Source organism: Kitasatospora sp. NPDC059088, from assembly GCF_042738155.1.
Classification (GTDB): Bacteria; Actinomycetota; Actinomycetes; order Streptomycetales; family Streptomycetaceae; genus Kitasatospora.
In genome coordinates this window covers 1-25002 of the sequence record NZ_JBHYGR010000127.1, presented here as the reverse complement: position 1 = coordinate 25002, position 25002 = coordinate 1, and the positions used below count along the sequence as shown (strand labels likewise).

The following is a 25002-nucleotide window of genomic DNA, read 5'->3' as shown; positions in this document are numbered from 1 at the left end:
GCTCGAGCTCCTGAGAGTTCTCCTCCCCCCTCCGCGTCGCACCTGCCGCTGACCCCCACCACACCCCCCCCCCCCCCCCGGCTCTCGCGTTGCCTCAGGACTCCGGGGTGGACCCCTTGCGCCGGCCGGTCAGCCGTCGCACCGGACCGGCGACCGCCTCGGCGGCCCGGCCCGCCCGGGTGGCCACGGCGGCCCGGGCCGCCCGCGCCGTGTCGGAGGTCCGCCACCACAGCTGGGCCGAGGACGGCGGCAGCAGCAGGGCCCGCAGCCGCCCGGCCCGGCCGGCCCCGGCCCACAGGGCCCGCCGGGCGGTGCGGACGTCGGCGGCCAGCGGGGCCGTGGTGACCTGCCCGGCCGGGGCGTAGAGCACCCGCTCGGTGGCCAGCGCCAGCCGTCCGGCGGCGGCCGCCGCGTCCGCGTCCAGGTCCGCCGTCTCGGTGATCCGCCGGGCGGCCGAGCGCGGGGTGCGTGACTCGTCCGGGGGAATTCCGACGTCCCAGGCGGAATCCACCAGCTCGTCCCAGGCGGCCAGCACCTGGGCGTCGGTGAGCTCGCCCGGGCCGTCCCCGCCGGGCCGGCGCCGCCCGCCGCCGCCGAGCCGGCGGCGTCGTACGGCGGTCCGCCAGAACATCGGTACGAGCAGCAGCGCGATCAGCACCACCACGACGGCCAGGGTGCCGAGCACCTGGCCGGACAGCAGCCAGGACTCGTCGGCGGTCCGGCCGGCCGCCTTGCCCTTGGACCCGCAGTCGCCCAGCTGGCGCTGCTTGGCGGTGCAGTCGGAGCTCTGGGACGGCGCCGGGACGGCGGCCGAGCTGGTCGCCGCGGCGGTCGGCGCCTGGGAGGGCGCCGTGGTCGGGGCGCTGGACGCCTCGCTGTAGCGGGCCGGGACGCCCCGGCTCGGGGTCGGCTCGAAGCGCATCCAGCCGTAGCCGGAGAAGTACAGCTCGGGCCAGGCGTGGTACATCCGGCCGCTGACCGAGTAGACGTTGTCGCCCTTGTTGTCGCCGGGGGTGAAGCCGACCGCGACCCGGGCCGGGATCTTCAGCACCCGGGCCATCGCCGCCATGGTGGAGGCGAAGTGCACGCAGAAGCCGCGGCGGTCGCGCAGGAAGACCGCGATCGCGTTGCTGCCGGTGCCGCCCTCGACCGAGGTGTCGTACTTGAACCCCGGGCCGGTGAAGAAGTTCACCAGCGCCGTCGCCCGGTCGTAGTCGCTGCGCGCGTTGGCGGTGACCGCCCTGGCCTGCTCGGCGACCACGGCCGGCAGGTCGGACGGGACGGCGGTGTAGCGGTCCCGGATGTCCTGCGGGGCGAGCGGCGCGGTGCGCAGCTCGTCCGCGGTGGGCCGCAGGTCCAGCGTGCTGACGTGGTAGCGCAGGCCGCTGATCGCCTTGTCGTTGGTCGGCAGGACGGTACGGGTGATCGGGTCGAGCTTCCACTCGTTGCGGTTGGGGACCTGGACGGAGGCGGCCGGGTACGGCATCGGCAGCCAGCTGTTCTGCAGGCCGTTGCTGATCTGGAAGTCGCCCTCGATCCGGGGGACGTTGGTGACCCGCAGGCCCTCGGGAGTGGGCAGGGTGGCCGGGAGGTCGCTGACCACCGTGCTGCCGAGCTTCCAGTTGGTGCCGTCGAACTGGTCCAGCGAGCCGGTGCGCAGGTAGGTCTGGTCGGCGAGGTCGCTCTCCAGGGTGTAGGTGAGCAGCTCGTTGTCGGACGGCTTGCTGATCGCCGCCTCCAGGCTGACCAGCGGGTCGAGGCTGGTGGCCACGCTCCCGGCGGCGCCGTGCCCGGACGACCCGCCGGACGAGCCCGAGTCCAGCAGCCCGAGGTCCCAGCGCGGCAGGAAGACCGGCAGCAGCAGGGCCAAGGCCAGCGCCAGGACGCCGACCTGCTGGCCGCCCTGGCTGATCCGGCTGGAGGTGACCGTGCCGCGCGCGCTGCCGCGGAAGACCCGGCCCCAGCGGGAGACCCGGTCCTCGCCCTCGGCGAACAGCAGCAGCAGGTAGCCGGCCGAGGCGAAGCCGAACCAGACCCAGCTGCCGTGGTCCCCGGCGACGCCGTTGCCGATCGAGTACAGCGCCAGCAGCGGCAGCCCGGCCAGCGCCGAGCGCCGGTAGGTCACCGCGATGGTGTCCACCAGCACGGCGATCAGGCCGACCGAGGAGACCAGGATCAGCCGCAGGCCCGCGGTCGGCGGCGCCGGGAGGGCGTACTGGCTGATGTCGTCCAGACCGGCGGAGAAGACCTGGCTGAGCATCCGCATCGCGGGCGCCCCGGGCAGCACCCCGCCGGTCAGCCCGGACCCGGCGAAGCCGAGCAGCATCAGCAGGAGCAGCACCAGCACCTGGGCCACCGGGACCGACCAGCGGTACAGCGGGGAGCGGCGCAGGCCGGCGCCGACCGCCGAGATCACGGCGATCACCAGGAAGGCGTAGGTGAGCCAGCTGCGGATGGTCAGCAGCGGCAGCAGGCACAGCGAGGCGAGGGCGGTGGCCAGCGCCGAGTAAACGGTCAGTTTGGCCCGGGTGGTCACGCGCCGGCCTCATCTCGGTAGGGGGCGGTGGTCTTGGCGCCGTCGGCGGACCGCCACAGGTCCGGCACGGAGTCGCCCGCCCGGACCGGCAGGACCGTCCAGCCGGCCGCGCGCAGCTCCCGGACCCGCTCGCGGAACTCGTCGCCGCCGGTGTCGGGGGCGAGCATCCGCACACCGGCCCAGGTGCCGGTGTCGAGCAGGAAGGCGATCGCCCCGCCGGTGCGGCCGCGCAGCCGGGCCAGCCGGGTGGCCTGCGCCGCGTCCAGGTCGCCGAGGACGGCCACCAGCAGACCCTCGCCGGCGGCCCGCAGCGGCTCCTCGGCGCGGGACAGCCCGGCGCCGTCCGACAGGTCGGCGACCGCGAGGGCGTCCAGGATCAGCCCGGAGGTGTCGGCGGCGACGTTGTGGCCGCCGCTGCCGGGCCCGGGCACCCAGTGCCCGGTGTCGGTGAGCAGCTGGGTCTGGTAGCCGCGCTCCAGCAGGTGCACGGCGACGGAGGCGGCGCAGCTGACCGCCCACTCGAAGGAGGAGGCGGGGCCGCTGCCCCGGTGGGCCACCTCGCGGGTGTCCAGCAGGACGGTGGCGCGGGCCTTCTGCGGCTGCTCCTCGCGGCGCACCATCAGCTCGCCGTACCGGGCGGTGGAGCGCCAGTGCACCCGGCGCAGGTCGTCGCCGGGCCGGTACTCGCGCAGGATCACGTCGTCGTCGCCGGCCAGCGCCAGGGTGCGGGCGTGGCTCTCGCCCTGGCCGATCCACTCGCCGCGGAGCCGCACCTGCGGCAGCGCCAGGACCTGCGGGACGACGGTGAGCACGTCGGAGGCGGCGAAGGCGCGGTTGACCTCGCACATCCCGAACGGGTCGGACAGCCGCAGCTGCAGCGGCCCGAGCAGGTAGCGGCCGCGCAGGTCGGAGCGGACCCGGTAGGAGACCTCGCGGAAGCCGCGCGGCTCGACCCGGTCGAGCACGAACCGCGGCCGCGGCCCGAGCACGTACGGGACCTTGTCCTCCAGGAGCAGCAGCCCGGTGGGCACCCGGGAGACGTTGTCCACCCGCAGGTGGACGCGGGCCTCCTGGCCGGCGATCGCCCGGTGCGGGCTGAGCCGGCGTCCGCTGGCCACCCGGTACCGGGTGTTGGCGACCACCGCGGCGGCGGCCAGCGGCAGGGCGGTGAGCAGGACGCCGACCCGCAGCAGCGCGTCCTGGTCGAGCAGGTAGGCGCAGACCACCGCGGTCAGACCGGCCGCGAGGAAGGAGCGGCCCCGGGTGGTGAGGCCGTGCAGTCCGGCCCGCAGCCCGCCCGTTCCGTCGGATGAGGCCACCTCAGCCCCTCCGGACGGCCGGGCCGCCCTGCGGCCGGGGCAGCGGCAGCCGGGCGACCAGGTCGGTCACGATCTGCTCGGCGGTGCGGCGGCCGAGCTGGGTCTCGGCGGTCGGCATCAGGCGGTGCGCCAGGACCGGGACGGCCAGCCGCTGGATGTCGTCCGGGGTGACGTAGTCGCGCCCGTCCAGCGCGGCGGCGGCGCGGGCGGCCCGGACCAGGTGCAGGGTGGCGCGCGGCGAGGCGCCCAGCCGCAGTTCGGGGCTGGTGCGGGTGGCGCCGACCAGGTCGACGGCGTAGCGGCGGACCGGGTCGGCGATGTGCACGGTGCGGACCAGCTCGACCAGCTTGAGGATGTCGGCGGCGTGCGCGACCGGCTGGAGGTCGGCCAGCGGGTTGGCACCGGCGTGCACGTCGAGCATCGCGAACTCGGCCTCGGGACTGGGGTAGCCGATCGAGACCCGGGCCATGAAGCGGTCCCGCTGGGCCTCCGGGAGGGGGTAGGTGCCCTCCATCTCGACCGGGTTCTGGGTGGCCACGACCATGAACGGCGAGGGCAGCTCGTAGCTGGTGCCGTCGATGGTGACCTGGCGCTCCTCCATCGACTCCAGCAGCGCGGACTGGGTCTTCGGCGAGGCGCGGTTGATCTCGTCGCCGACCACGATCTGGGCGAAGATCGCGCCCGGGCGGAACTCGAAGTCGTGCTGCTGCTGGTCGTAGATGTTGGTGCCGGTGACGTCCGAGGGCAGCAGGTCGGGGGTGAACTGGATGCGGCGCACGGTGCAGTCCACGGACTTGGCGAGCGCCTTGGCCAGCATGGTCTTGCCGACGCCGGGCACGTCCTCCAGCAGCAGGTGGCCCTCGGCGAGCAGGACGGTCAGGGCGATCCGGACGGCCTCGGGCTTCCCCTCGATCACGCTCTCGATGTTGGCGCGGACCCGGTCCACGACCGCCGCGAGCTCCGGGAGCCCGACCGGACGGTACCCGTTCGCCCTCTGCTCGCCCCCCGCAGGACTGCCGAGACCGGCCTGATCGTTGTAGCTCGTCACCCGTTTACGCTCCCTGGCACACCGTGCCCGCCTCACCCGAGGCCGGACCCCACCCCATGCTTGACGCGGCCGTCCCGGGGGCGGTTCCGAACGAGGATCCGGCGCCGGTGGGCGGCCTGCGGCCCGGCCGCCCCAGGTGGTTCGGGGTCCGACCGGCAGGCGCATTCTCCCCCGTTCGGCGGTCAGAAGTCACCATTCGGCCCTCGCCGAATGAGAGCGGGCGGGCTCCGGTCAGCGGATCTCGCGCAGCAGCCCGGTGTGGACGTCGAAGACGAAGCCGCGGACGTCGTCGGTGTACGGCAGGAACGGGGAGGTGCGCACCCGCTGCATGGACTGGCGGACGTCGCCGTCCAGGTCGACGAAGGCCTCCACCGCCCACTGCGGGCGCTGCCCCACCTCCAGCTCCAGCTCGCGGCGGAAGTCCTCGGTCAGGCCGAGCAGTCCGCAGCCGGTGTGGTGGATCAGCGCGATCGAGCGGGTGCCCAGGGCGCGCTGGCTGATGGTCAGGGACCGGATGGTGTCGTCGGTGACGACGCCGCCGGCGTTGCGGATGACGTGGGCGTCGCCCAGGGCGAGGCCGAGCGCCGCGAAGAGGTCGAGCCGGGCGTCCATACAGGCCACCACGGCGATCCGCTGGACGGGGCGGGCGTCCATGCCGCCGTCGCGGAAGTCCACCGCGTACTCGCGGTTGGCCGCCACGAAGCGGTCGATGATGGTGGGTCCGGCGGGGTCGGCGGCGGCGTTCGGCGTCGGCCGGTCGGGGGTCACGGTCATGGTGGCGACGTTAGTGCCGTCCGGGGCCGCGCGGTGGGGCGGAGAGCTACAGAACGCACCGCCGTGAGCGAGTGCATAGCGACAACCGGAGGGTCCGTCCGGGCCGGTCCGGGGACGGGTTCGTACCCGGTCGCTCGACGGGGCGCGCGCCGGTCGCCGGGGGCTGTCGGCCGGGACCCCACCGGGCCGCTCCGACGGCCGCGACCTGCGGTGATCCGTACCGCCGCCCGGGTGGTGCGCCGGAGCGGACCATTGACTGGCGGGGCCGCCGCGATAGAGTTGCGGCGCGTTGGAGCACACCCCTCGGAGCCCGTCAACCGGGCCGTGCCGAACGGTGTGCGGCCCGGCCGATGCGGCTCGTGGCCTCCACCCGCTCCGTGTCCACCTGGCGCACCTTCCCCGGCGCCGGGCGGTCACGACCTTCCCCTCGAGCGGGCGGGGACCACGGGCCGCGTCGTCGTGCCGGCGGGTGGTGGGCGAGAATGGTCGGAGCTCCCGGATCGTCGGGCTGCTCCGCACCGAGGAAGGGCGCCGCCGCGCATGACCACCAACGAACCGGGTCCCAAGCACGTTCCGGTGATGCTGCAGCGGTGCATGGACGCGCTGGCGCCGGCGATCTCCCGCCCCGGTGCCGTGGTGGTCGACGCGACCCTGGGCCTCGGCGGCCACAGCGAGGCGCTGCTGACCCAGTTCCCGGAGGTCCGGCTGGTCGCGGTGGACCGCGACCCGCAGGCGTTGAAGCTGTCCGGCGAGCGGCTGGCCCCCTTCGGCGACCGGGCCACGCTGGTGCACGCGGTGTACGACGAGATCCCCGAGGTGCTGGAGCGCCTGGACATCGACCGGATCGACGGCGTCCTGTTCGACCTCGGCGTCTCCTCGATGCAGCTGGACGAGGCCGACCGCGGTTTCGCCTACGCCCAGGACGCGCCGCTGGACATGCGGATGGACCAGACCCGGGGGATCAGCGCGGCGGAGGTGCTGAACACCTACGGCCACGGCGACCTGGCCCGGATCCTCAAGGTGTACGGGGAGGAGCGGTTCGCCGGGAAGATCGCCTCGGTCATCCTGCGGGAGCGGGAGAAGGAACCGTTCACCAACAGCGCGCGTCTGGTCGATCTGGTGCGCAACGCCATTCCGGCGGCGACCCGCCGGACCGGCGGGAACCCGGCCAAGCGGACGTTCCAGGCGCTGCGGATCGAGGTCAACGGTGAGCTGGAGGTCCTGGACCGGGCGATCCCGGGGGCGCTGGACGTCCTGGCGCTGGGCGGCCGGATCGCGGTGATGTCGTACCAGTCGCTGGAGGACCGGCTGGTGAAGCAGTACTTCGCCGCCGGAGCGACCAGCACCGCCCCGCCGGGGCTCCCCTTCGTCCCGGAGGAGCACCAGCCCTGGCTCAAACTGATCACCCGCGGTGCCGAGCAGGCCACCGAGGAGGAGATCGAGGAGAACCGGCGCGCCGCGCCCGTGCGGCTGCGGGTGGCGGAGAGGATCAGGGACCGAAGCAAGCGGGGCTGAGGAAGGCTCCGGCGGGGTCCGAAGGGCGGAGGAGAACGGTGGGGCCGGTGGCCGGTGAGGTCCGGGCGGGGCGGGGAGGACTCCCCGGACAGGGCAGGGCACGCATCACGGTCCGGCCGGGGCGGCGCCCCGTGCGGGGGCGCACGCCGTTCGCGGTGCTCGTGGTGGTGCTGCTGGCGGCGGGGCTGCTCGGCCTGCTGGCGCTGAACACGGCGCTCAACGAGGGCTCCTTCGAACTGTCCCGGCTGCAGAAGCAGACCACCAAGGCGACCGACGAGCAGCAGAGCCTCCAGCACGAGATCGACCAGAGCTCGGCCCCGGACGCGCTGGCCAAGCGGGCCGGCGAGCTGGGCATGGTCCCGGCCGGCGGGATGGCCTTCCTGGACGTGCCGAACGGCGGCAAGGTGGTCGGCACGCCCGGCCCGGCGCAGGACAGCCCGCCGGTGAAGAAGTCGACGGTCGACCCGTGGCCGACCAAGCCCGCGCCGGGCGCGCAGAGCGCCGCCCCGGCGCAGCCCTCCGGACAGCCGTCCGGCTCGCCGAGCGCCCAGCCCCCGGCCCAGCCGAGCCCCTCGGCGCCGCCGACCCCGGCGGCCTCGGCCGGCGACTCGGTGATCCAGCTCAACCCGGTGACGAGCGCGCCGGCCCAGCACGGGGGTGGTACCCGATGACGACACCTCGCCAGCCCTCCGGCTCGGGGTCGGGCTCGGGGTCCGGCTCCGCCCGCCGCCAGCCGCCGCGCAGCGGTACGGCCAGGCCGGTGGCCGGGCGCGGCCAGCCCGCGAAGGGGCAGGCCGTCCGCGGCCAGTCCGGCAAGGTCCAGCCAGCGAAGGTCCAGCCCGCGAAGGCCCAGTCGCCGAAGGCGCAGAGCCCGAAGGCCCAGCCGGCCAAGGGCCAGCCCGCGCGCGGCCAGTCGGCCAAGGCGCAGCCCACCCGGTCCGCCTCCGTCGGCCGTACCCCGCGGGCGCCGCAGCAGCGCCGCCCGGAGGGCCGTCCGCCGGCCCGCAGCCAGGCGGCCGTGCGGCCGCGCCCGAAGCCCAGGCTGCCGCACCGCCCCAAGGCGCTGCGGCTGGCCGAGCCGAAGCGCCGGCTGCGGGTGATCACCGTGGTGCTGTCGCTGGTGTTCTCGGTCTTCGCCGGGCGCCTGGTGCAGCTCCAGCTGGTCGACGCCGACGCGCTGGCCGCCGACGCGAACACCAACCGCTACCAGAACATCCCGATCACCGCCGAGCGCGGCTCGATAACGTCCTCCGACGGCGTCGCCCTCGCGGCGACCGTGGACGCGTACGACATCACCGCCGACCCGGCGATGTTCACCCCCGAGGCGACCGGCATCCCGGACGCGCCCGAGCAGGCGGCCGCGCTGCTGTCGCCGATCCTCGGCGTGGCCAAGGAGAAGATCGCCGCCGACCTGCACACCCCGAAGACCCGCTACAAGCGGCTCGCCGCGCAGCAGACCCCGGCCGCCAAGACCCAGATCAGCGACCTCAAGACGGGCCTGGAGAAGAAGGCCGGCACACGCGCCTGCCAGGCCCAGAAGAAGCTGCTCGGCAAGCCGGCCGACCAGGGCGGGCGCACCCGGGTGGACAACGAGTGCGCCAACCCGCTGGCCGGGGTGTTCAACCGGGAGACCCAGAAGCGGATCTACCCGGCCGAGGGGCTGGCCGCCAACCTGGTCGGCTTCGTCAACGGCGAGGGCGAGGGCGCGGGCGGGCTGGAGCTGCAGTACCAGAAGCAGCTGGCCGGCAAGGACGGCCACAGCAGCTACGCCCAGGCGGGCGGGCGGCTGGTGCCCACCGCCGGGGGCTCGATGGACCCGGCGGTGTCCGGCAGCGACATCAAGCTGACCATCAACCGGGACATCCAGTGGGCCGCCCAGCGGGCGATCACCGACCAGGTGGCCAACTCCGGCGCGGAGAAGGGCTACGTGGTGGTCCAGGACGTGAAGACCGGCCAGGTCATCGCGATGGCCTCCGCGCCCGGCTTCAACCCCAACGACCTGAGCCTCGCCAAGCAGTCCCAGATGGGCAACCCGGCCCTGGTGGACGCGTACGAGCCGGGCAGCACCGCCAAGCTGATGAGCCTGGCCGCCGTGCTGGACACCGGCAAGGCGAACTGGGACACCAAGGTGACGGTGCCCTACCCGCTGATCCGGGCCGGGCAGGAGTTCAGGGACGACGTCGTGCACGGCACCTGGTACCTGACCCTGGCCGGGGTGCTCGCCAAGTCCTCCAACATCGGGACCATCGAAGCGATCGAGACGCTCGGCGACGGCGACCAGCTGAAGGCCAACCAGATCCTGGACGGCTACATGCGCAAGTTCGGGGTGGCCCAGCCGACCGGTGTGAACTTCCCGGGGGAGACCGCGGGCAAGCTCAAGAAGCCGGAGGACCTGGTCGCCTCGGAGAAGTACAACATCGCCTTCGGCCAGGGCCCGTTGCAGATGAACGCGCTCCAGGCCACCTCGGTGTACTCGACCATCGCCAACGGCGGGGTGCGGGTCGCGCCCAGCATCGTCCAGGGGATCACCGGGCCGGACGGCAAGTACGCCCCGACCCCGGCGGGCGAGCAGACCCGGGTGGTCAGCGAGCAGACCGCCAAGACCCTCACCTCGATGCTGGAGTCGGTCGTCGACGACGAGCAGGGGACCGGCGGCAAGGCCGCGATCCCCGGCTACCGGGTCGCCGGGAAGACCGGCACCGCCAACCGGGGGGCCGCCGACGGCAAGGGCTACGACGGCTACACCGCCTCCTTCATCGGCTTCGCGCCCGCCGACGCCCCCCGCTACACCGTCTCCTGCACCCTCCAGGGCCCGGTCAACGGGCACTTCGGCGGCCAGCTGTGCGGGCCGGTGTTCAAGCAGGTGATGGAGTTCACCCTGAAAACCATGCAGGTCCCGCCGAGCGGGAGCCAGGCGCCGAACCTGGCCGTCGAGTGGAAGCCGTGAACGAGGATGAGCAACCAGCGGGCCGGTGCGGACGACGGCGCGGCGAAGGGCCGGTTTGGCCCTGGGCACCCTTCGGCGGATAGCCTTCGCGCCGTGCCGAAACCCGATCAAACCACCGTGAGTCCGCCCCGCCCGACCGGGACCGCCGCCCTGCCGCTCGCCGAGCTGGCCTCCCGGCTGGGCCTGCCGCCCGTCGAGGGCGCCGCCGTCACCGGTGTCACCCACGACTCCCGCGCGGTGCGCCCGGGCGACGTGTACGTGGCCTTCCCGGGCGCCAACCACCACGGCGCGGCCTTCGCAGGCCAGGCCGCGGCGGCCGGCGCGGTGGCCGTGCTGACCGACCCGGCCGGCGCCGAGCTGGCCGCGCCCTCGGGCCTGCCGCTGCTGGTCGTCGACCGGCCGCGGGCCCGGATGGGCGAGCTGGCCGCGATCGTCTACGGCCACCCGTCCGAGCGGCTGCTGATGATCGGACTGACCGGCACCAACGGCAAGACCACCACCTCGTACCTGGTCGAGGGCGGTCTGCGCGGCGCCGGGCGGCTCCCGGGCGTGATCGGCACCGTCGAGATGCGGGTCGGCGAGGAGCGGATCAAGAGCGAGCGGACCACCCCCGAGGCCACCGACCTGCACGCGATCCTCGGCGTGATGGCCGAGCGCGGCGCGGACGCGGTGACCATGGAGGTCTCCAGCCACGCCCTGGTCTTCGGCCGCACCGACGGGGTGGCGTACGACGTCGCGCTGTTCAACAACCTCACCCCCGAGCACCTCGACTTCCACCCGGACATGGAGGACTACTTCCAGGCGAAGGCCCGGCTCTTCCAGCCCGGCAAGTCCCGCCAGGGCGTGGTCAACCTGGACGACGAGTACGGCCGCCGGCTCGCCGCCGAGGCCAAGATCCCGGTGACCACCTTCTCCGCGACCGGCGACGCCGGGGCCCACTGGCGGGCCGTGGACGTCCAGCTCGGCCCGATCGGCTCCACCTTCCGGGTGGTCGGTCCGGACGGCGCCGGGGCGGACGCCTCCGTCCCGCTGCCCGGCCCGTTCAACGTCGCCAACGCGCTGGCCGCGATCACCGTGCTGGTCGCCGCCGGGCTGCCGCTGGAGCGGGCGGTGGCCGGGATCGCCGCCGTCCCCGGCGTGCCGGGCCGGCTGGAGCGGGTGGACGGCGGGCAGCCGTTCGTCGCCGTGGTGGACTACGCCCACAAGCCGGACGCCCTCCAGGCCGTCCTGGCCTCGCTGCGCGAGGTCACCAAGGGCCGGCTGCACGTCGTGGTCGGCTGCGGCGGCGACCGCGACCCGCACAAGCGCGGTCCGATGGGCGCGATCGCCGCCCGGCTCGCCGACACCGCCCTGCTGACCAGTGACAACCCGCGCAGCGAGGACCCGCTGGCGATCCTCGCCAGCATGCTGACCGGCGCCGCCGCGGTGCCCGAGGCCGAGCGCGGGGACGTCCTGGTCGTCCCCGACCGGGCGGAGGCGATCCGGCTCGCGGTCACCCGCGCCCGGGCCGGGGACACCGTGCTGGTGGCCGGCAAGGGCCACGAGCTCGGCCAATATGTTCGAGACGAGATCCGCCCCTTCGACGACCGGGAGGTGCTGCACGAGGAGATCCGACGGAGCTCGATCGCGCGGACCACGGCCGACCGGGGCGACCGAGGAGTAGAGCAGCAGTGATCGCACTGACCCTCGCCGAGGTGGCCGCCGCCGTCGGCGGCACCCTGGACGGCGCCGCCCCGGACACCCTGGTCACCGGCCCGGTCGAGGTCGACTCGCGGAAGGTGAGCCCCGGCGGCCTGTTCGCGGCCTTCGTCGGCGAGCACGTGGACGGCCACGACTACGCGGCCACCGCGGTCGAGGCCGGCGCCGTCGCGGTGCTGGCCTCCCGCCCGGTCGGCGTGCCCGCCGTCCTGGTCGACAGTGTGGTGGAGGCCCTCGGCAGGCTGGCCCGCACCGTGGTCGCCCGTGCCGAGGGCACCACGGTGGTCGCGCTGACCGGCTCGGCCGGCAAGACCAGCACCAAGGACCTGATCGCCCAGCTGCTCCAGCGCCACGGCGAGACGGTCTTCCCGCCCGGCTCGCTGAACAACGAGATCGGCCACCCGATGACCGCGCTGCGGGTCGAGGAGGGCACCCGGCACCTGGTCATGGAGATGGGCGCCCGGCACAAGGGCGACATCGAGTACCTCACCTCGATCACCCCGCCGCGGATCGGCCTGGTGCTCAACGTCGGCACCGCCCACGTCGGCGAGTTCGGCTCCCAGGAGGCGATCGCCGAGGCCAAGGGCGAGCTGGTCGAGGCGCTGCCCGCCGACGGCGCCGCGATCCTGAACGCGGACGACCGGCTGGTGCGCGCCATGGCGTCGCGCACCAGGGCGAAGGTGGTCCTGTTCGGGGAGTCCCCGGACGCCCACGTCCGGGCGACCGACGTTCGCCTGGACGCCACCGGGCGGCCATCGTTCACGCTCACCACCCCGGCCGGTTCCGCACCCGTACAACTGCGCCTGTACGGTGAGCACCACGTCTCGAACGCCCTCGCCGCCGCCGCGGTGGCGACGGAGCTCGGGATGACCGTCGACGACACCGCGGCAGCCCTGGGCGAAGCGGGTGCGCTGTCCCGCTGGCGCATGGAGGTCGTCGACCGGGCCGATGGTGTCACCGTCGTCAACGACGCCTACAACGCGAACCCCGACTCGATGCGGGCCGCGCTGCGGGCGCTGGTCTCGATCGGCGGCCGCGGTCCGGAGCGCCGCCGTACCTGGGCGGTGCTCGGCGAGATGCGGGAGCTCGGCGAGGAGAGCCTGGCCGAGCACGACGCCATCGGGCGGCTCGCCGTCCGACTCGACGTCACCAAGCTGGTGGCGGTGGGTGGACGCGAGGCGGCCTGCATGGAACTCGGTGCGAGGAACGAAGGTTCGTGGGGTGAGGAGTCGGTGCTGGTGTCCGACGCGGACGCGGCGGTCGAACTGCTGCGCAGTCAGCTTCGGCCGGGGGATGTGGTCCTGGTGAAGGCGTCCCGTTCGGTGGGGCTGGAGAAGGTGGCCGAGGCCCTCCTGGCGGACGGTGCTGCCCGATGATGAAGCAGATCCTCTTCTCCGGGATGATCGGCCTGATCCTCTCGCTGGTCGGCACGCCCGCCCTGATCAAGCTGCTCGCACGGGGCGGCTACGGCCAGTACATCCGTGACGACGGCCCCAAGGCGCACCACAGCAAGAAGGGCACGCCCACCATGGGCGGCATCGCCTTCATCCTGGCGACCCTGATCGCGTACTTCGCCACGAAGGCGATAACGGGCGACAGCCCGACCGCCTCCGGGCTGCTGGTGCTCTTCCTGACCGCGGGCCTGGGCCTGGTCGGCTTCCTGGACGACTACATCAAGGTCGTCAAGCGCCGTTCGCTCGGCCTGCGGGCGAAGGCGAAGCTGGCCGGCCAGTCCATCGTCGGTCTGGTGTTCGCCGTCCTGGCGCTGCAGTTCCACGACGACCGCGGGCTCAGCCCGGCCTCCCAGTCGCTGTCCTTCGTGCGCGACTTCAAGTGGTCGATCGGCCCAGTGCTGTTCGTCATCTTCGCGTACTTCATGATCGCGGCGACCTCCAACGGCGTGAACCTGACGGACGGCCTGGACGGTCTGGCCACCGGCGCCTCGGTGATGGCCTTCGGCGCCTACACCTTCATCGGCGTCTGGGAGTACACCCAGAGCTGCGCCTACTTCATCTCCGCCACCGGCGCCTGCTACGACGTCCGGGACCCACTGGACCTCGCGGTGGTGGCCTCCGCCCTGATGGGCTCCTGCTTCGGCTTCCTCTGGTGGAACACCTCGCCCGCCAAGATCTTCATGGGTGACACCGGCTCGCTCGCCCTCGGCGGCGCCCTGGCCGGTCTGGCGATCTGCTCGCGCACCGAGCTGCTGCTGATCCTGCTCGGCGGCCTCTTCATGATCATCACGCTGTCGGTGATCATCCAGGTCGGCTCCTTCCGGATGACCGGCAAGCGCGTCTTCAAGATGGCACCACTGCAGCACCACTTCGAACTCAAGGGCTGGAGCGAGGTCCTGGTCGTGGTCCGCTTCTGGATCATCCAGGGCCTGTGCGTGGCCGTCGGCCTCGGCCTCTTCTACGCGGGATACCGGACCGGATGACGAATCCTGACTTTGTGAACCTGCCCGTGGTGGTCGCCGGCCTCGGCGTCTCGGGCATCAGCGCCGCGCGCGTCCTGAAGGGGCTCGGCGCGAGCGTCACCGTGGTCGACGGCGGCAGCGGCGAGGGCCTGCGGGCCCGCGCCGCCGAGCTGGAGGCGGTGGGCGTCGCGGTGCGCCTGGGCGACGGCGCGAGCCTGCCCGAGGGCACCGCACTGATCGTCACCTCGCCCGGCTGGGCCCCCGACAGCCCGCTGTTCGCCGCCGCCGCGGCGGCCGGCGTGCCGGTCTGGGGCGACGTCGAGCTGGCCTGGCGGCTGCGCAAGCCGCTGCCGGGCACCGGCGAGCCCGCCCCCTGGCTGGCCGTGACCGGCACCAACGGCAAGACCACCACCGTCCAGATGCTCGCCTCGATCCTCACCGCGGCCGGCAAGCGCACCGCCGCCGTCGGCAACGTCGGGGTCTCGGTGCTGGACGCGGTGCTCGCCGAGGAGCCGTACGACGTGCTCGCCGTCGAGCTCTCCAGCTACCAGCTGCACTGGGCGCCCTCGCTGCGCCCGTACTCGGCGGCCGTGCTCAACCTGGCCCCGGACCACCTCGACTGGCACGGCTCGATGGAGGCGTACGCCGCCGACAAGGGCCGGATCTACGAGGGCAACGTGGTGGCCTGCGTGTACAACCTGGCCGACCCGGCCACCGAGGCGCTGGTCATGGAGGCCGACGTCGAGGAGGGCTGCCGGGCGATCGGCTTCGGCCTCGGCGCGCCGAGCCCGTCGAACTTCGGCGTGGTGGACGGACTGCTGGTGGACCGCGCCTTCGTCGAGGACCGGGCCAAGAACGCGGCCGAGCTGGGCGCCGTCGAGGACGTCAACCCGCCGGCCCCGCACAACATCGCCAACGCGCTGGCCGCGGCGGCGCTGGCCCGGTCGTACGGGGTCGACCCGAAGGCCGTCCGGGAGGGCCTGCGGGCCTTCCGCCCGGACGCCCACCGGATCGCCGAGGTCGGTACGGTCCGCGAGGTCACGTACATCGACGATTCCAAGGCCACCAACACCCACGCCGCGGCGGCCTCGCTGGCCGCCTACTGGCCGATCGTCTGGATCGCCGGGGGACTGGCCAAGGGCGCGACCTTCGACGACCTGGTCCAGGGCGCGGCCGAGCGGCTGCGCGCGGTCGTGCTGATCGGGCAGGACCGGGCGCTGATCCGCGCGGCGCTGGAGCGACACGCTCCGGATGTGCCGGTGATCGAGGCGGCCGAGGGCCAGACTGGCGCGGTGGCGATGACCGAGGCCGTTCGAACGGCCGCGACGCTCGCCCGATCGGGTGACACAGTGCTGCTGGCCCCGGCCTGCGCCTCGATGGACATGTTCACCAACTACGGCGAGCGCGGCGACCTGTTCGCGGCGGCCGTCCGGGAGCTGGCGGGCGCGTAGTCGGGCCCCTGGAGACCGGGCCGAAGGGCCGCGCCGACGACCGTCGGCGCCGGGTCGGGGCGGCCCGGAGGCGAACGGGCCTCAGAGAGTGGGAGCGGGCAGTGGCGGGGCAGGGCAGGGCGGATTCCGGCGGCACGAAGCAGGACACCGCCGAGCCGTGGCGAGTGATCTCCGCCACCACGACCAAGTACAAGTCGGCCGGTCCGCTGGGGCGGTTGCAGGCCTTCCGGGCCCGCGTCCGCTACTGGCTGGACCGGCCGCTCACGCCGTACCTGCTGATCGTCGGCACGACCCTGCTGCTGGTCGTGCTCGGCCTGATGATGGTCTTCTCGGCCTCGCAGATCCTGGCGCTGAACCAGCACCACACCGCGCAGTACTACTTCCTCAAGCAGCTGATCGCGGCCATCCTCGGGCTGGTCCTGCTGGCCGGCTTCGCCTCCGTCCCGGTGGCGGTGCTGCGGGTGATCGTCTACCCGGTGATGTTCGGGGTGATCGGCGCCCTCGCGCTGGTCGCGGTGCCCGGCATCGGCGTGCGGATCAACGGCAACCAGAACTGGCTGGACTTCGGGTTCTTCCAGTTCCAGCCCTCCGAGTTCGCCAAGCTCGCGCTGGTCCTCTGGGGCGCCGACCTGCTCGCCCGCAAGCAGAAGGCCGGCACCCTCACCACCTGGAAGCACCTGCTGGTCCCGCTGGTGCCCGGCGCCCTGCTGCTGCTCGCGCTGATCATGATCGGCGGTGACATGGGCACCTCGATGATCCTGGTGGCCATGGTGTTCGCGCTGCTCTGGATGGTCGGCGCACCGCTGCGGCTGTTCGTGGCCACCCTCGGGGTGGCGGTCGTGGTCTGCACCGCCCTGGTGATCACCGTGCCGCACCGGGCCGAGCGCCTGGGCTGCATCGGCGTCACCAAGCTGGACCCGGACGGCGCCTGCTTCCAGGCGCTGCACGGCGTCTACTCGTTCGCGCTCGGCGGCGGCTTCGGCACCGGCCTCGGCGCCGGCGTGGAGAAGTGGGGCCAGCTGCCGGAGGCGCACACCGACTTCATCTTCGCCGCGACCGGCGAGGAACTCGGTCTGGTGGGGACGCTGTCGGTGATCGGCCTCTTCGCGGCACTAGGCTACGCGGGTATCCGTGTGGCCATCGGTACGAAGGACCCCTTCGTCAGGTACGCCGCGGGAGCCGCCACCACCTGGATCATGGCGCAGGCCATGATCAACCTGGGGTCGGCGCTGGGACTGCTGCCCATCGCGGGCGTCCCGCTCCCGCTGTTCTCCTACGGCGGTTCCGCCATGCTGTCGGCCATGTCCGCGATCGGGGTGCTGCTGTGCCTGGCACGCAGCTCCTCGGGTGCGAAGGCGGCCCTGGCCGCCCGGAACAAGAACTCCCGGATCAGGAAGCGACTGGCCCGGGTGCTGCCACGACGACGAACCACAGCGCGCCCGGTCCCCGGACCGGCACGCAGGGAGCGGTGAATTTCGGTGCATGTCGTACTCGCCGGCGGGGGGACCGCCGGTCACATCGAGCCGGCCCTGGCCCTCGCGGACGCACTCCGCAGGCACGACCCGTCCATCGGGATCACCGCCCTGGGCACCGAGAAGGGGCTGGAGACCCGACTGGTACCCGAGCGCGGCTACCAGCTGGAGCTCATCCCGGCCGTGCCGCTGCCCCGCAAGCCCACCCCCGAGCTGATCACCGTCCCCGGCCGGCTGCGCGGCACCGTGCGGGCCGCCCAGGAGATCATCGAGCGGGTCAACGCGGACGCCGTGGTCGGCTTCGGCGGCTACGTCGCGATGCCCGCCTACCTGGCCGCCAAGCGGGCCGGCGTGCCGATCGTGGTGCACGAGGCCAACGCCCGCCCCGGCCTGGCCAACAAGATCGGCGCCCGCTACACCGACTTCGTCGCGGTCTCCACCCCGGACAGCAAGCTGCGCGACTCCCGGTACATCGGCATCCCGCTGCGCCGGACCATCGCCACCCTGGACCGCAACGCCACCCGGCCGGAGGCCCGCCAGTACTTCGGCCTCGACCAGCGACTGCCCACCCTGCTGGTCTCCGGCGGCTCCCAGGGCGCGCGCCGGCTCAACGAGACGATCACCGCGATCGCCCCGCGGCTGCAGCAGTACGGCGTGCAGATCCTGCACGCGGTCGGCCCGAAGAACGAGCTGCCGCAGGTCGCCGACGTCCCCGGGATGCCGCCGTACCGCCCGGTGCCGTACATCGACCGGATGGACCTCGCCTACGCGGCCGCCGACCTGATGCTCTGCCGGGCCGGCGCGATGACCGTCGCCGAGCTGGCCGCAGTCGGCCTGCCCGCCGCCTTCGTGCCGCTGCCGATCGGCAACGGCGAGCAGCGGCTGAACGCCCAGCCGATGGTCAAGGCCGGCGGCGGTCTGCTGGTGGACGACGCCGAGCTGACCTCGGACTGGGTGCTGCAGAACGTGCTGCCGGTGCTCACCGACCCGCAGCGGCTGTGGGACATGAGCCGGGCCGCCGCCGAGTTCGGCCGCCGGGACGCGGACGACCTGCTGGTCGGCATGGTGTACGAGGCGATCCAGGCCCACCGGGGCGGTCGCCGTCGTGGTTGACGGCCGGCCCGCCGGCTCGCCCCCGGCCGCCGGCCGGGGGCGCTCCCACGAGGAGGACGAGTTCGGGGACGAGGAGTCCGCTCCCCGCCTCCGGCTCTCCCGGCGGGGCGTCGTGGTGCTGAGCGCGCTCGGCGCCGCGGTGCTGGGCGCGCTGGCCTGGGTGGTGTTCTTCTCCTCGCTGCTGGACGTGCGCGACGTCGCCGTCCAGGGTGCCGCGGACGAGAAGCTGACGCCGGACCAGGTCCGCGCGGCCGTCGGCGGGGTCGCCGACGGCCCGCTGGCCCGGGTCGACCTGGACGGCGTCCGCCGGCGGGTGGAGGCGCTCCCCCGGGTGGCGAAGGCCGAGGTCTGGCGGGGCTGGCCGCACACCCTGCAGGTCAAGGTGGTGCAGCGGACGGCGGCCGCCGCCGTCAAGGGGGATGACGGTCAGTTCACCCAGGTGGACGCCGCAGGCGTGAGCTTCGCCACCGAGGCGGCCCCGCCGGCGGGCGTGCCGGTGGTGGAACTGCGGCTCAGTCAGCCTGCGAAGGACGTGGACGGGGTGATCTCCCGGGGACAGTTGGTGCAGGGTGCGGTGGCGGTGGCCGCCGGACTCCCGCCGGAGATCGCCAAGCGGGCCGGATCGGTCCTGGTGCACTCCTACGACGACATCGAACTGCAGCTCAGCGGGGGTGCGACGGTGCGCTGGGGGAGCCCGGAGCAGACCGACCGGAAGGCCCGGGTGCTGCTCGCGCTGATGAAGCAGAAGGGCACCAACTTCGACGTGACGGCGCCGGAGGCGCCGGCGGTGTCCGGCTGATCCGCTAGATTCTGTGCCGGAGGGAGGGGTTGACGCTGCGGAGTGTCGGCCCGACCCTTGGTGGTCACCCCCGGTTTCCATTGCCGGCCGATGATCACATAGGCTCAAAAGAAAAAGGGAAGCTCGGCGTGTTCGTTGAAACGCGTGCCCGGAGCCACCTAGTGTCCTGTGTCACCAGACTGTGTCCATTGGTGATGTGACGGGGGCACAGAACTAACCCTAAAGGTCAAGTTTAGGGTTGGGGTCGGCGGTCGGCATTTCGGACATTCAGTCAGAAACCAGGCTCCCTACCCATCGACATCCGTCGACACGGCCCCCCGTCGGGGCGGGTCGACCCGGAAATTCGAGGCGAGAGGCCTTCGACGTGGCAGCACCGCAGAACTACCTCGCAGTCATCAAGGTCGTCGGAATCGGCGGCGGTGGTGTCAACGCCATCAACCGGATGATCGAGGTCGGTCTCAAGGGCGTCGAGTTCATCGCGATCAACACCGATGCGCAGGCCCTCCTCATGAGCGACGCCGACGTCAAGCTCGATGTGGGCCGTGAACTCACCCGGGGCCTCGGCGCCGGCGCCAACCCCGAGGTCGGCCGCAAGGCCGCCGAGGACCACCGCGAGGAGATCGAGGAGGTCCTCAAGGGGGCCGACATGGTCTTCGTCACCGCCGGCGAGGGCGGTGGCACGGGCACGGGCGGCGCGCCCGTCGTCGCCAACATCGCCCGCTCGCTGGGCGCCCTGACCATCGGCGTGGTCACCCGTCCGTTCACCTTCGAGGGCCGCCGCCGGGCCAACCAGGCCGAGGACGGCATCGCCTCCCTGCGCGAAGAGGTCGACACCCTCATCGTGATCCCCAACGACCGGCTGCTGTCCATCTCGGACCGCCAGGTCAGCGTGCTCGACGCGTTCCGCTCGGCCGACCAGGTCCTGCTCTCCGGTGTCCAGGGCATCACCGACCTGATCACCACCCCGGGCCTGATCAACCTCGACTTCGCCGACGTCAAGTCCGTCATGTCGGAGGCCGGTTCGGCGCTCATGGGCATCGGTTCGGCCCGTGGTGAGGACCGCGCCAAGGCCGCCGCCGTGATGGCGATCTCCTCGCCGCTGCTAGAGGCCTCGATCGACGGCGCCCGCGGCGTGCTGCTGTCCATCTCGGGCGGCTCCGACCTCGGCCTGTTCGAGATCAACGAGTCGGCCCAGCTGGTCAGCGAGGCCGCCCACCCCGAGGCCAACATCATCTTCGGTGCGGTCATCGACGACGCGCTCGGCGACGAGGTGCGGGTCACCGTCATCGCGGCCGGCTTCGACGGCGGCCAGCCGCCGGCGATCGTCCGCGACCCGGTGGTGAAGTCCACCACCCCCGCCGCTCCGGCGACCCCGCCGGCCGCTCCGGAGCGCCCGGTCGGCCGTCCGTCCTACGGGACCATCGGCTCGGTGACGTCCCGTTCGGAGGGGGAGGCCGCGGCCGCCCCGTCGCGTTCGGCCGAGACCTCGGCCACCACGACCGCCGCCGCCCCGGTGCCGCCGCAGGTCCAGCCCGCCCGCCAGCCCTTCGTGGAGAGCCCGGCCGAGGAACTCGACGTGCCGGACTTCCTTAAGTGATCGATCACGCGGTTCGCGCTGGTGCTCACTTCGCCTTCACCGATCGGTGGGGCGGGGTGAGCACTTCGCCGTACGGGGAGCTGAACCTCGGCGGCGCGGTGGGCGACGACCCGGAGGCGGTCCGGGAGAACCGGGCCGTCGCGGCCCGGGAGCTGGGGCTCGACCCGGCCGACGTGGTCTGGATGAACCAGGTGCACGGCGCCGAGGTCGCCGTGGTGACGCAGCGCCAGCCGCTCGGGCAGGCCCCGACGGTGGACGCGGTGGTCACCGACCGCCCGCTCGTGCTCGCGGTGCTGACCGCGGACTGCACCCCGGTGCTGCTGGCCGACCCGGTGGCAGGCGTGGTGGGCGCGGCCCACGCGGGCCGGCCCGGGCTGGCGGCCGGAGTGGTGCCCGCGGTCGTGCGGGCGATGGTCGAACTGGGGGCCGAACCGGCGCGGATCACCGCCGCCACCGGCCCCGCGGTCTGCGGCCGCTGCTACGAGGTGCCGCCCGGGCTGCGCGCCGAGGTCGCCGAGGTCGTCCCGGCGGCCTTCGCCGAGACTTCGTGGGGAACCCCGGCGCTGGACGTGCCGGAGGGGGTCGCCGCCCAACTGGCCGCGGCCGGGGTCACCGAACTGGTGCGCTCACCGGTCTGCACCCTCGAATCCGCCGATCACTTCTCCTATCGCCGCGAGCAGCGCACGGGTCGGCTCGCGAGCTACGTCTGGTTGGACTCTGATCACTGATGACGAACGACATCTACGGGCCGTTCCCTGGCGGCGGGCAGTTCTCGGAGGCCCTGACGGAGGGCCAGCGGGCCCGGTACGAGCAGCTCGGGGCCAACCTCGACGTGGTCGAGCGCCGGATCGCGGACGCCTGTGCGGCCGCCGGACGCCCGCGCGAGGACGTCAGCCTGATCGTCGTCACCAAGACCTACCCGGCCGAGGACAGCGCGCTGCTGGCCGGACTGGGTGTGACGGACGTCGCGGAGAACCGCGACCAGGACGCCGCTCCCAAGGCGGAGCAGTGCAGAAACCTTCCTCTCAGCTGGCACTTCGTCGGCCAGCTCCAGACCAACAAGGTCCGCTCCGTGGTCCGCTACGCGAACCACGTGCACTCGGTGGACCGGCTGCGGCTCGTCGAGTCGCTCTCGGCGGCCGTGCTCAAGTCCGAACGCCCGGAACTGGGCTGCCTGGTGCAGGTGGCACTGGACAAGGAGCACGGGGAGGGCGCGCACCGGGCCGGGGTCGCCCCCGAGGACGTCGCCGAACTCACCGACGCGATCGCCGACACGCCCGGGCTGCGCCTGGACGGTGTGATGACGGTCGCTCCGCTGGCCGGTCCGCTGGCCGGCGACCCGGTCCGGGCCTTCGAGCGGCTGGCGGAAATCGCAACCGCCGTACGGGCGGCCCATCCGGCTGCCACCATGGTCTCCGCAGGCATGAGCGGCGACCTTGAGCAGGCGATTGCCGCCGGAGCGACACATGTACGCGTCGGAACGGCGGTACTCGGAGTGAGGTCACCCCTCGGGTAACGTCACCGGGTAGTAGATCAGACTGCAGGACAAAATAGGACAGAAGCTAGCAGCTTTCCGAAGTGCTAGCCAACCGTGGATCGCAGCTCCGCGGCCCCCACTCCACGTACTCTGACAGGTTGTCGACCTGACGCGCCGTCGTGGGGGATCGCGGAAATCCGCGGGCGGGGCCCTCTGTGGCCCGGCCACCGGGGACGGTCCACCACAAGCGGAGGAGACAGGAGCATGGCCGGCGCAATGCGCAAGATGGCGGTCTACCTCGGCCTCGTGGAGGACGAGACGTACGACGGCCAGGGGTACGACCCCGACGACGACTACGACGCGGACCCCGAGCCGATCCGCACGGGGCAGCGGACCGAGGACATCCCCCGGCCGGCAGCCGCCCCCGCGCCCGCCCCGGTCTCCTCGATCACCCCGCAGCCGGTCCCGGCCGCGGTGCCGATCCGGCAGGAGACCCCGAGGATGGCCCCCGTGTCGTCCATCACACCCGAACGCCGCCACAACCTGGAGAAGAGCGCCCCGGTGATCATGCCCAAGGTCGTGAACGAACGAGAGCCCTACCGCATCACCACGCTGCACCCCCGGACCTACAACGAGGCCCGTACCATCGGGGAACAGTTCCGCGGCGGGACCCCCGTGATCATGAATCTGACCGAGATGGACGACACGGATGCCAAGCGGCTCGTAGACTTCGCCGCTGGACTCGTCTTCGGTCTGCACGGCAGTATCGAGCGCGTGACACAGAAGGTGTTCCTGCTGTCGCCTGCTAACGTCGATGTCACGGCGGAGGACAAGGCTCGGATCGCCGAGGGTGGGTTCTTCAACCAGAGCTGACCCGGCCACGACTTTACGTGTGGATCTGATCAACAGTGGTTGGCGACAGGTGACGAGCGGTGGGCCCCAGGGCCCGGAACCGGGGAGAGGGAAAACGCGATGGACATCGTGTGGGCGGTGCTCTACTACGCCCTGACCGTCTTCCTGGTGTTCCTGCTCGTGCGACTGGTCATGGACTGGGTCTTCCAGTTCGCGCGTTCGTGGCGGCCGGGCAAGGCCATGGTCCTGGTCCTGGAGGCCACGTACACTGTCACGGATCCGCCGCTCAAGCTTCTTCGGCGGTTCATTCCGCCGTTGCGTTTCGGGGGCGTGGCGCTCGACCTGTCCTTCTTCGTACTGATGATCATTGTGTATGTCCTGATCTCGCTTGTGCACCCCTAGTCGTAGGTGAGCGATGCGACAGGATGCCGGTGTGCCGACGATCACGTTGAGGTGAAGAGATGCCATTGACCCCCGAGGACGTTCGGAACAAGCAGTTCACGACCGTCCGCCTGCGTGAAGGCTATGACGAGGACGAGGTCGATGCCTTCCTCGACGAGGTCGAGGCGGAGCTGACCCGCCTCCTCCGGGAGAACGAGGACCTGCGGGCCAAGCTGGCCGCCGCGACTCGTGCCGCCGCGCAGAACCAGGCCAACATGCGGAAGGAGCCGCCGCAGGACGCCCAGCGTCCGGCCGCTCCCGTCCCGGCCGCCATATCCGGCCCGCCGGTCCCCGGCCAGCAGGGTCCGGGCGGCCCGCAGCAGATGGGCCCCGGCGGCCCGCAGCAGATGGGTCCGGGTGGTCCGCAGCAGCAGCAGATGGGCAACCAGCCCCTCGGCCTGCCGTCCGGTGCGCCGCAGCTCCCGGCCGGCCCGGGTGGCGGGATGGGCCCCGGCGGTCCCCAGCAGATGGGCCAGACCATGGGCGGCCAGCAGCAGCTGGTCCAGCCGATGGGCGGTCAGATGCTCCAGCCCATGGGCGGTCCCGGTGGCCCGCAGCAGATGGGCAACCCGATGGGCCAGGGCATGGGCCAGCAGCAGCAGATGCAGCCGATGGGCCAGGGCATGGGCCAGCAGCAGCAGATGCAGCCGATGGGCGGCCCGCTCGGCGGCCCGATGCAGCAGCAGCAGGGCCCGGGCGGTGACAGCGCCGCGCGTGTGCTGGCGCTCGCCCAGCAGACCGCCGACCAGGCGATCTCCGAGGCCCGCTCCGAGGCCAACAAGATCGTCGGCGAGGCGCGCAGCCGGGCCGAGGGTCTGGAGCGCGACGCCCGGGCCAAGGCCGACGCCCTGGAGCGGGACGCGCAGGAGAAGCACCGCGTCGCGATGGGGTCGCTGGAGTCCGCGCGGGCCACGCTGGAGCGCAAGGTCGAGGACCTGCGGGCGTTCGAGCGCGAGTACCGCACGCGACTGAAGTCGTACCTGGAGACCCAGCTGCGCCAGCTGGAGTCGCAGGCCGACGACTCGCTCGCCCCGCCGCGGATCCCCGCCACCGCGTCGCTGCCGCCGGCGGCGTCGTCGATGGCTCCGGCCGGTGCCGGGTCGATGGGCTCCGCGCCGTCGTTCGGTGGGAACCAGCCGTCGTTCGGTGGCAACTCGCCGTCGTTCGGGGGGCAGAGCTCCTTCGGTGGGAACCCGCCGGCGCCGAGCTTCGGCGGGCAGCAGGGTGGGAACACCGGTGCGCCGCAGATGCAGCCGGCCGGGATGACCCAGCCGATGGCGGCCGTGCGGCCGCAGCCGCCGCAGCCGATGCAGCAGGCTCCGGCGCCGATGCGGGGCTTCCTGATCGACGAGGACGGCGACAACTGAGGTTGTAGCCGGGCTCTTTGAGGGCGTCCCCTTTTCGACCTTCGGGTCGGGGAGGGGGCGCCCTCTTTGTGTGGGGGGTGGGGGGGGCGGGGGGGGGGGGGGGTGGGTGGGGGGGGGGTGGGGGGGGGGGTTATTCACAAAAAACCACCCCCCAAACCACAAAAAAAAACAGATTGCGTG

The 25002-nt window shown here is 72.9% G+C and carries 20 protein-coding genes; 16 read left to right on the top strand and 4 right to left on the bottom strand.

What is annotated here, in order from left to right:
- Nucleotides 1–94 precede the first annotated feature (94 nt).
- From ACFWXO_RS36725 to ACFWXO_RS36710, 4 genes are all read right to left on the bottom strand, one after another.
- Entirely contained in the window at nucleotides 95–2536 is a 2442-nt protein-coding gene (locus ACFWXO_RS36725) for a transglutaminaseTgpA domain-containing protein (RefSeq protein ID WP_380529597.1), read from the bottom strand.
- Entirely contained in the window at nucleotides 2533–3855 is a 1323-nt protein-coding gene (locus tag ACFWXO_RS36720) for a DUF58 domain-containing protein (RefSeq protein ID WP_380529595.1), read from the bottom strand. The genes ACFWXO_RS36725 and ACFWXO_RS36720 overlap by 4 nt, the downstream gene beginning before the upstream one ends.
- 1 nt (nucleotide 3856) lies before the next feature.
- Nucleotides 3857–4903, bottom strand: a complete 1047-nt coding sequence (locus ACFWXO_RS36715; RefSeq protein ID WP_375893230.1) for an AAA family ATPase — start codon at nucleotides 4901–4903, stop codon at nucleotides 3857–3859.
- A 231-nt stretch (nucleotides 4904–5134) separates the two neighbouring features.
- Nucleotides 5135–5677 (bottom strand): beta-class carbonic anhydrase, encoded by a 543-nt coding sequence (locus ACFWXO_RS36710; RefSeq protein ID WP_375893228.1) that lies wholly within the window; start codon nucleotides 5675–5677, stop codon nucleotides 5135–5137.
- Between the two features lie 540 nt (nucleotides 5678–6217).
- Between ACFWXO_RS36710 and rsmH the strand changes: the two genes are divergently transcribed.
- The 16 genes from rsmH (at nucleotide 6218) to ACFWXO_RS36630 (ending at nucleotide 24822) form a co-directional block, all read left to right on the top strand.
- Nucleotides 6218–7192: a 16S rRNA (cytosine(1402)-N(4))-methyltransferase RsmH gene (gene rsmH, locus ACFWXO_RS36705; protein ID WP_380529592.1), complete on the top strand. Its 975-nt coding sequence runs from the start codon at nucleotides 6218–6220 to the stop codon at nucleotides 7190–7192.
- A gap of 131 nt (nucleotides 7193–7323) precedes the next feature.
- A complete protein-coding gene (locus ACFWXO_RS36700; protein WP_375893225.1) occupies nucleotides 7324–7863 on the top strand; it encodes a cell division protein FtsL in 540 nt (179 codons plus the stop codon).
- A complete protein-coding gene (locus ACFWXO_RS36695; protein WP_380529589.1) occupies nucleotides 7860–10139 on the top strand; it encodes a penicillin-binding transpeptidase domain-containing protein in 2280 nt (759 codons plus the stop codon). The genes ACFWXO_RS36700 and ACFWXO_RS36695 overlap by 4 nt, the downstream gene beginning before the upstream one ends.
- A 93-nt stretch (nucleotides 10140–10232) precedes the next feature.
- Nucleotides 10233–11813, top strand: a complete 1581-nt coding sequence (locus ACFWXO_RS36690; protein ID WP_380529587.1) for a UDP-N-acetylmuramoyl-L-alanyl-D-glutamate--2,6-diaminopimelate ligase — start codon at nucleotides 10233–10235, stop codon at nucleotides 11811–11813.
- Complete coding sequence (gene murF, locus ACFWXO_RS36685) at nucleotides 11810–13213, top strand: UDP-N-acetylmuramoyl-tripeptide--D-alanyl-D-alanine ligase (RefSeq protein ID WP_375893221.1); 1404 nt, start codon at nucleotides 11810–11812, stop codon at nucleotides 13211–13213. Before ACFWXO_RS36690 ends, murF begins: the two co-directional genes overlap by 4 nt.
- Nucleotides 13213–14274, top strand: a complete 1062-nt coding sequence (gene mraY, locus ACFWXO_RS36680) for a phospho-N-acetylmuramoyl-pentapeptide-transferase (protein WP_350504707.1) — start codon at nucleotides 13213–13215, stop codon at nucleotides 14272–14274. The genes murF and mraY overlap by 1 nt, the downstream gene beginning before the upstream one ends.
- The gene (gene murD, locus ACFWXO_RS36675) at nucleotides 14271–15704 is read left to right on the top strand and encodes a UDP-N-acetylmuramoyl-L-alanine--D-glutamate ligase (protein ID WP_380529584.1); all 1434 of its coding nucleotides are present in this window, start codon (nucleotides 14271–14273) and stop codon (nucleotides 15702–15704) included. The genes mraY and murD overlap by 4 nt, the downstream gene beginning before the upstream one ends.
- Nucleotides 15705–15805: 101 nt before the next feature.
- Nucleotides 15806–17176 carry a putative lipid II flippase FtsW gene (gene ftsW / locus ACFWXO_RS36670; RefSeq protein WP_375893217.1) on the top strand — a complete coding sequence of 457 codons (1371 nt, stop codon included), beginning with the start codon at nucleotides 15806–15808 and terminating at the stop codon, nucleotides 17174–17176.
- Between the two features lie 6 nt (nucleotides 17177–17182).
- Nucleotides 17183–18289, top strand: a complete 1107-nt coding sequence (murG, locus tag ACFWXO_RS36665) for an undecaprenyldiphospho-muramoylpentapeptide beta-N-acetylglucosaminyltransferase (protein ID WP_375893216.1) — start codon at nucleotides 17183–17185, stop codon at nucleotides 18287–18289.
- Entirely contained in the window at nucleotides 18282–19088 is an 807-nt protein-coding gene (locus tag ACFWXO_RS36660) for a cell division protein FtsQ/DivIB (protein ID WP_375893215.1), read from the top strand. Before murG ends, ACFWXO_RS36660 begins: the two co-directional genes overlap by 8 nt.
- Before the next feature lie 364 nt (nucleotides 19089–19452).
- A complete protein-coding gene (gene ftsZ / locus ACFWXO_RS36655) occupies nucleotides 19453–20685 on the top strand; it encodes a cell division protein FtsZ (RefSeq protein WP_375893213.1) in 1233 nt (410 codons plus the stop codon).
- Complete coding sequence (pgeF, locus tag ACFWXO_RS36650; RefSeq protein WP_375893211.1) at nucleotides 20682–21413, top strand: peptidoglycan editing factor PgeF; 732 nt, start codon at nucleotides 20682–20684, stop codon at nucleotides 21411–21413. The genes ftsZ and pgeF overlap by 4 nt, the downstream gene beginning before the upstream one ends.
- The gene (locus ACFWXO_RS36645) at nucleotides 21413–22201 is read left to right on the top strand and encodes a YggS family pyridoxal phosphate-dependent enzyme (RefSeq protein WP_380529580.1); all 789 of its coding nucleotides are present in this window, start codon (nucleotides 21413–21415) and stop codon (nucleotides 22199–22201) included. The genes pgeF and ACFWXO_RS36645 overlap by 1 nt, the downstream gene beginning before the upstream one ends.
- A 225-nt stretch (nucleotides 22202–22426) precedes the next feature.
- Nucleotides 22427–23035: a cell division protein SepF gene (locus ACFWXO_RS36640; protein WP_030282899.1), complete on the top strand. Its 609-nt coding sequence runs from the start codon at nucleotides 22427–22429 to the stop codon at nucleotides 23033–23035.
- 99 nt (nucleotides 23036–23134) lie between these two features.
- Nucleotides 23135–23416, top strand: coding sequence for a YggT family protein (locus tag ACFWXO_RS36635; RefSeq protein ID WP_030282903.1), 282 nt, complete (start codon nucleotides 23135–23137; stop codon nucleotides 23414–23416).
- Between the two features lie 59 nt (nucleotides 23417–23475).
- Entirely contained in the window at nucleotides 23476–24822 is a 1347-nt protein-coding gene (locus ACFWXO_RS36630; protein ID WP_380529577.1) for a DivIVA domain-containing protein, read from the top strand.
- The last annotated feature ends 180 nt before the right edge of the window (nucleotides 24823–25002 follow it).